The organism is Marivirga sp., from assembly GCF_024636815.1.
Classification (GTDB): Bacteria; Bacteroidota; Bacteroidia; order Cytophagales; family Cyclobacteriaceae; genus Marivirga.
In genome coordinates, this window is record NZ_JAGXGF010000019.1 from 1 (window position 1) to 8492 (window position 8492).

At 36.3% G+C, this 8492-nt stretch carries 4 protein-coding genes; 2 read left to right on the top strand and 2 right to left on the bottom strand.

Going from position 1 to position 8492, the window contains the following annotated elements; genetic code table 11:
• Positions 1-3116: Ig-like domain-containing protein (locus Q0L29_RS01645; protein WP_296618522.1), on the bottom strand; the 3116-nt coding region annotated here is incomplete at its 3' end.
• Positions 3117-3480: 364 nt separating this feature from the next.
• Between Q0L29_RS01645 and Q0L29_RS01650 the strand changes: the two genes are divergently transcribed.
• Complete coding sequence (locus Q0L29_RS01650; RefSeq protein WP_296618523.1) at positions 3481-4236, top strand: WecB/TagA/CpsF family glycosyltransferase; 756 nt, start codon at positions 3481-3483, stop codon at positions 4234-4236.
• A gap of 30 nt (positions 4237-4266) precedes the next feature.
• Positions 4267-4956, top strand: coding sequence for a sugar transferase (locus Q0L29_RS01655; protein ID WP_296618524.1), 690 nt, complete (start codon positions 4267-4269; stop codon positions 4954-4956).
• 1125 nt (positions 4957-6081) lie between these two features.
• On the opposite strand, the gene Q0L29_RS01660 is transcribed toward Q0L29_RS01655, so the two are convergent.
• Positions 6082-8492 (bottom strand): Ig-like domain-containing protein (locus Q0L29_RS01660; protein WP_296618525.1); only part of this gene is annotated, 2411 nt, incomplete at its 5' end.

Consider the following 8492-nt stretch of genomic DNA (forward strand, 5'->3'; position numbering starts at 1 on the left):
GGATTAGTAATGCTAACCGATGGAGCCTGATTGACAGGAACTTGTTCGATCACAGAAATGTCGATTCTTTCGCACTCAGCAGTCAGACCTTCTTTGTCAAAGATTTTAGCTTTCAACACGTGATTTCCGACAGGAGCATTTTTCCAAGCAATATCAAAAGGAGCTGAAGTAACGATACCAACCATCTGCTCACCGTAGAAGAATTCCACTTTTTGGATTCCGTTTTCCGGATCAGAAGCATTTGTTTGGATCAATATTTCCTGTCCAAAAGTGATGGATTGATTTTGAATAGGATTAGTAATGCTAACCGATGGAGCCTGATTGACAGGAACCTGTTCGATCACAGAAATATTGATTCTGCTAGATTCAGCAGTCAGACCTTCGATGTCGAAGATTTTGGCCTTGAGCACATGATTTCCAACTGGAGCATTTTTCCAGATGACTTCATAAGGAGCCATATTAACGATTCCAATCATCTGCTCACCGTAGAAGAATTCTACTTTCTGGATTTTATTCTCAGGATCGGAGGCATTAGTACGGATTAAGACATCCTGTCCAAAAAAAAAGGATTGATCCTGAATTGGTTCAGTAATGGCAATTGAGGGAGGTAAATTTTCCGGCTGACTACTTAAGCCATCTACTTTTACAAGTAGGGCAGATCCGTAGGCGGGTATTGTCACAGATCTGTCAAAGGTTTCTCCTTTTCCATTTTTATAAACTCCATTTAGGGGGTGGGTGACAGCACTACTGGAGTAGTTGTATTGAAAAAAAACATACTCGCTGATTGGAATGGCATCAGTGGTTACTTTTGATACCTTCGGATTATCAATCAACAAGGATTGAATTGAAGCTGGAATTCTAAAAACAATACTTTCGTTTGCAGTGCTAACTTGAGATTTCAAAAGTATTTTTACCGATTGTACGCCGGTACTACTTGCGAAGTAATAAATATTTCCCTCTTGGTTTTGATTAAAAGTTTTTTCTAGGAGTAGCTCTACACTTTGATTGGAAGATGCACTTTTGGTGTCAAATTCTATCAAAAATTCATCACCTGGATTAGTCGCTCCAATCTGAATGAAAGCGGAAATACTACTAGTTCCTGATGGAGTCACACGCCATGTTCCGCCGGTTAAACCCGAAGACACCCAATCTGATGTTCCGCCGTAAGTTCCAGCAATTAAATTCACATCTGTGTCAAAATTACTAGACTTCACATTAGAAGAACTTGTGATTTTGAATTTTTCAAGATTGAACGCTGGAAGTATTGAATTTCGGTCATACCCAAATGTTTCAGTCCAGTTAGGGAGATTTCTTTTTGTTCCTATTGGTCCTTCATTCGATCCTTTGCTTTTAAATATCAGATTTTTTTGAAAAGGGTCTAAATAATAGTTGTTGTCAGAAACACCAATTTGATTGATATCAGCTAAGATGGACGAAATGGAAAAAGCTACTTCATTCTCATAAATACTTGAAAATTGATTGCGTTCTATGGTAACATTTCGCACTGGATTTCCAGTATAATCATGTGTAACGTGAAGTTGGTCTGGTGATTTGTATATCGTATTCTCAAGAATCTGAATGTTATTTCCATTATGAAGGTAAATTCCTTTTCCGTTGATGTCTGAAATTGTGTTTTGGAAAATTTTCAACCCCTGGGCATTATCATCAATGTAGATTCCTTCAGCAAGTTTATAGTTAATGCTAGAACCTTCCTGAGCACCTATTCCTCGGGTTACAATGTTCCCAACAACCTCCCGACCTACATTATTCATGTTTGTCAAGCCATCAGAATTAGTATAAATACCTCCTCCATCTTGTTTCCAAAGGCAGTAGTTGTCGACTAGATTGTTTTTAACTAAAGTGTAATTACCGCCAAAATGTATTCCATTGTAGCCAGAATTTAAAACTCGGTTTCTTTCAATTATCGCATTATTAGCATCTCCAGCTATATAAATACCTATTCCTGTCAGATCACTGCTTTTTGCCATTCCTTGAAAAGGCATAGAATTTTCAATCAAATTGTCTGAAATATTCGTGCGGGGTGTTCCATACCAAAAATATATGGCACCACTTAATGCGCGGTTGAAGTGATTATTCCTTACTATAAAATCCGGAACATCTGAACCAAAAATGGCATTCTCTCCAGCATAGTTAAAAGAGCAATTTTCTACCGTAATTCCTCCTGACTTTTGGATCATTAGGAGATTTTTATTGCTGCCTTTAAAATCTAAGTTTCTAAAAGCTAGATTTTTGATATATGTGTTGTTTACTACTAAGTGCTCGCGTTTAGCTACTTGAATATTATAATTTGATGGGTTTTGTCCTCCAAAATAAACTGAAATCTTCTTTGTGGCTTTTGAGTACGCCCATTCTCCAAATTGATCCAGTGCATTTTTGTGGTTTTGGACAAAATACCCAAAGCCATTTTGAGGTGTATAAAATGTATTCGGGTTTTCTGAAAAGTTAATAGTACTTCCACTAGTTGATTGGATTTCATGACGGTCAATTATCCAATTATTTTTTCGAATTACGACTTCTCCTCCAGAAAAATCTCCAGGAAGTGCACCTCCATTTATGCTATAGTTACTATTCACTGAATTTATCAAAAGGTAACCTGCATTTGAAGCATCCGCATTCGGATAACGTCCCATAGGTTTGATCTCATTATCAATCAATACTACTTGGACTTTATCACCGGTAAGATTGGTGATGTCCGCTTCATAAATTCCACCACCTATAGATTGCCAATTTGTGATGGGTTCTAAAGAGGTAATAATTGGTTTTGCACCAGAACCATAGGAAGTGAATAAGATTGGATTTCCGTCAGCTCCACTTTTGGAGATAAGAATAGACCCAATGAAGACATCTCCACTTTTAAATAAAATTCGATCACCACCATTTAGATTAGGGATAATAGAATTTAGTTTATCAATACTTTTCCAAGGTGTGGATTCATTTTGGGCCTCTACTTCTGACCTGCTATCAAGTCCAGTGCTGCTGGAGAAATAGAAATCTGCAGCAAATGAATTTAAGGATGTAACTAAGATGAATAAAACAGAACTCAATACTTTTTTAACGTCCACATTTATCCATGCGGACTCGATAAATTTTGTCATTAAGAGGGTAATAAGAGGTTTGGATGAATAAGGTGCTTAAACTTTTACCACTAAATAGAACTATTTCTATTATCATGGTATTCAATTAATATAATGCTGTTAACTATAAGATATTGTTTCTGTTTTTTTGCTTAAACCAACAGAAATGTATTTTGTAGACAAAGAAATATATTTTGTTTTTTCACTAAATTCAATATTTAATATTAGGTAAAATTAATTTAAAAAATAAAATTTTCTTTTTTTTTCTTTTTATACTTTTTCACCCTTTCCAATCACTTAAATACATAAAAAAGGTATTTTACTGAAAATAAAATGTATCTTGTATAGCTATTTATAACATTTTTCAACCTAAAATTATTTAATTATGTTCGTTCCTCAAACTCAGTTCTTAGGCTACAATATTTTTATTGGCACCTTATCCGAAATTCTCTATAAGGGTAAGATGACGATTAACACAATTAACCAATATTCCTATTGTTTGGCGGAGAACGATAATTTATTTAAGAGAGCTCTTTTTGAATCTGATGTACTCTTGCCAGATGGTATATCAATCGTATTATCTGCCAAATTTTTAAATGGCTCAGAATTTCAAAAAATTGCTGGTGCAGAAATGCATGACTTTATCCTAAACTATCTCAATTCAGTTTATGGTCGCTGCTTTTATTTGGGTTCATCACCAAGTACTATTTCTGCAATTCAAAAAAAAATAGAAGAGAATTTTCCAAATGTCAAAATGGAGGGGTATGCACCTTCATTTTGTGATCAATTCTCAGAAGATGAAAATCAAATAATGCTCGAGAAAATCAATGATTTTCTTCCAGATGTTCTTTTTGTAGGGATGACCGCACCAAAACAGGAGAAATGGGTTCATCAAAATAAAAACTTAATTCAATCTACCTACATATGTTCAATAGGGGCGGTTTTTGATTTTTTTTCCGAAAAAGTAGACAGACCCAATTCATTCTGGGTAGATCATGGAATGGAGTGGTTTATCAGGTTAGTTAAAGAGCCCAGAAGACTTTGGAAAAGATACTTGGTCTATGGGATTGTTTTTCTGAAGTGTATAGCTCAAGAGAAGCTTCGAAAACTACCCTCTATGCGCAGTAGTCAAACTGTTTAATCCTAACATTTTATTTTTAATTCATTTGCCATGTCACAAACTATAGAAGAATTTATTCATTTAAATGGGTATCAATCCAATAAGGATTTCGTCCTAAACTCCTTTTCAACCAACTATCTTGATTCATTTCAGGTTTTTTCTAAGCGGTTGATGGATATTACCCTTTGCTCACTATTCTTCATCTTAGTGGGAAGTTGGTTGTTTACTTTGTTGGCAATTGCAATAGGGCTCGATTCTAAAGGACAAATTATTTTTAAGCAATTGAGGCATGGATTAGAAAATAGACCATTTTACTGCTATAAGTTTAGGACGATGAAATTTAATCCTACTGGTCGTTTTTATCAGGCTCAAAAAGATGATCCGAGAATTACTAGAGTTGGAAAGTTTTTAAGGATTACCAGTTTGGACGAATTACCTCAAATATTTAATGTCCTTTTAGGAGAAATGTCAATAGTGGGACCTAGACCTCATGCACTAAGTATGAATAGAGACCTGTCCTGTAAAATGAAAAGGTTTATGTGTCGGCACATGGTAAAACCAGGTATTACGGGGCTTGCGCAATGCAAAGGTTTTAGAGGGGAAATAAGTGATGAAAAAGATATAAACTGCCGTTTGAAATACGATCTTTTTTATATTAAAAATTGGAGTATTCTTTTAGACATTAAGATTATTCTTTGGACAATTAAATGTTTAATATTTAAAAATAATAATGCGTATTAAGTGATGTAATTAATTTTTTGGCAAGCTTTATTTTTGCGATTTACTTTTTAACAATACTTTCAGGTCTGAAACTAATTTCTATTCTGGAATTATGTAATTGATTCTGCCTGAGGTGTTATATTTTTAGGCTCTATATCGAGCTTAGATCCTTAAGTTTATAATTGTTTTTTTAAGGTTCATAAGGAATCTTGGATGGTTATTAGTCGTACCTCTATGTGATGCTTTAGTCATGCTCGTTTTCATATAGTTATATTTTGTGTTTTAAGAGCCACGCCTTAAGACCGCCGGAAAGGTGTTCACTTTCCGGAGGACTGGGAACTCGCATGACAAAAAATTATTCCAGTGAATATCGTCCTCAACTTGCCTGTCTGCCATAGAAAGGCACAATTGCATGAAGAAATCCTTTCAGTTTTTAATCGTGTGCAAGCAAATGGCTTAAGAGTTTTATCGAATTGTTTGAAAGCTTGGACTTCTTTTGTTCAGCGATGTTAAGATATGACTAAACCTGAATTTGATTATTTTTCTTAAAGTTATTTGTGTGATTTGAAATAGGCCCTTAGGATTCTTGGCATGTTCCAATTAAGAGGGGAATTTCGAATCCGAGGAAATATTATGTTAGGTCCTTGAATTTTTTGCCTGTAGACTAACATGCTAATGGGTTAGCACTTTTCCGTATATTTTATTCTATTATTGAGAATGGATTTTATTCTTTTTCGAAAAAACACACATTAATAACTTTGGGAGCTAGGTTTGAATTTATAATTTTTCTAAATGCGAATTCTTATAAAAATCTTACTTTGGAATGTGACCTTAAACTCACTGAAACCGAAACTGTTAAACCTGGATTATGTATTAGGTTTTGTTATGAGGGCAGTAAGTGCAATAAAATCAGGCTGTTTAAAGGCTGAAGCATAGCACCGCCATGGTGAAGTCGAAAACAGCAACGTAGTGACTGATTTTGAAGCAATTACTGGTCGTAATAGAATTGCTAATGCATATTCCGGGTTAAATTAATTTTTCCTACAGATGTCCTTGATTTTTGATTTAAAAAGGAAAACCCCAAATATGCTAAAATCAGCAATTTGGGGTCTTCATTATACTCTTTTGAGTTAGATTCTTCTCTTACTAATCCTTTATTATCCTTTTCGTTCCATAATCCATGTTATATCCAATTATTCGGATGAAGTATATTCCTGCTGGGAATGTGCCGATCTCAAGGGTAATATGCCCAGTGTCTGTATTAGTTTCAAAGGAATTTAAAGTAGACCCATTCAGATCAAATAGCTGAACCTCAACGACTTCATTTTTAGGCAATTTATCTAGGAATAGGTTTAGAATATTGTCTGTGGAGTTAGGCCCAATCGAATAGCTGAATTGTTCTTTGGACTTGATCTCTTGAGAAGGTTTAAAGACTTCAACCTCGGTCGATGGATCAGATTCCGCGAAAATATTGAGCAAAATCTCAGTTTCAATCATCTCTCCTGATTTAAATGCTCGGGCAGTCAACTTTCTCTCGCCTTCCATCAAGTAAGAGAGTTCAAATTTATATGGTTCACGATATGAGATTCCTATTGGTGTGTCATCCAAATAGATTGCAAGACTATCAAACTCCAGATCATCTTTAGTTTTAATCACTTCAATAGGGATTAGATCCGAAGAAGTGTAAACTTGATTATTCACTGGATTGATGATTCTCAAATTAACTTCGCTTTCTGCCGAATTTTCTACAGTGATATTTATTCTGCTAGACTCATCCGTTAGGCCTTTGGAGTCGAAAATCTTGGCTTTCAATACATGATTTCCGAAAGGAGCTTTTTTCCAGTTTACCTCATACGGTGCAGTGTCTACAATGGCAATCATCTGCTCACCATAGAAAAACTCCACTTTTTGGATTTTATTTTCGGGATCAGTAGCTTCTGTACTGATCATTATATCCTCGCCAAGCGTATAGGTTTGATTTTGAATAGGATTCGTGATCTCCACCGTTGGCACGTGATCGACAGCAATGTTGATTCTGCTGGACTCCGCAGTGAGGCCCCTATGGTCGAATATCTTGGTTTTCAAAATATGATCGCCCGCAGGAGCATTTTTCCAGATTATCTCATAGGGAGCAGTTTCGATTATAGCAATCATCTGCTCTCCATAGAAGAATTCGACTTTCTGAATTTTATTTTCATGATCGGAGACATTGGCACTGATCAAAATATCTTGACCAAATCTAAAGACCTGACCTTGAATTGGATGAGTTATGCTAACAGCTGGAGCGTGGTTGACATTCACGTGGATCCTGCTAGACTCTGCAGTCAGGCCCTTGTGATCGAAAATCTTTGATTTCAAAATGTGATCACCCGCAGGAGCATTTTTCCAAACGACCTCATAAGGAGCAGAGGTTACTATTTCAATCATCTCCTCGCCATAGAAGAATTCCACTTTCCAGATTTTATTCTCAGGATCTGAGGCATTTGCTTTGATCAAAATGTCGTGGCCAAATCTAAAGGACTGGTCTTGAATTGGATCAATGATACTAACTGATGGAGCTTGATTGACGGGGGCTGTATCATTTATAGAAATATTGACACGGGAAGATTCAGCAGTTAGACCTTGTTCGTCGAATATTTTGGTTTTCAAAACGTGATTTCCAACCGGGGCATTTTCCCAGTTGAACTCATACGGAGCAGTAACGTCATAAGCAATAATTTGCTCGCCATAGAAGAATTCCACCTTTTGGATTCCATTCTCAGGATCGGCGGCATTGGTGCGGATCAAGATTTCCTCACCCAGTGTAAAGGTCTGATCCTGGATAGGATCAATGATGCTAACTGAGGGAGCCTGATTGTCAGAAGATCCTTCAATCACAGAAATGTCAATTCTATTAGATTCGGCAGTAAGGCCTTCGTTGTCAAAGATTTTGGCTTTGATAGAATAATTTCCGATAGGCGTATTTTCCCAATTGAACTCAAAAGGAGCTGAGTCAACTGTTGCAATAAGCTGGTCGCCCTGGAAGAACTCCACTTTTTGGATTTCATTTTCGGGATCGGAAGCATTGGTTTGGATCAAGATATTCTGGCCAAAAGTAAATGACTGGTTCTGTGTTGGCTGCGAAATACTAACTTCTGGAGCTTGATTGACTGGAGCCGGTTCATTCACAGAAATGTTAATGCTATTAGATTCGGCAGTAAGTCCTTCGATGTCGAAGATTTTGGCTTTGATCGAATAATTTCCGATAGGCATATTTTCCCAGTTGAACTCAAAAGGAGGTGAGTTCACTGTCGCAATAAGCTGCTCACCATAGAAGAACTCCACCTTTTGGATTTCATTTTCCGGATCGGAGGCATTGGTTTGGATCAAGATATCTTCCCCAATTGTAAATGACTGATCTTTAATCGAATCAATGATGCTAACCGATGGGGCTTGATTGACAAGAGACTCTTCGATCACAGAAATATTAATTCTATTAGATTCGGCAGTAAGCCCTTCGATGTCGAAGATTTTGGCTTTGATCGAATAATTTCCGATAGGCATATTTTCCCAATTGA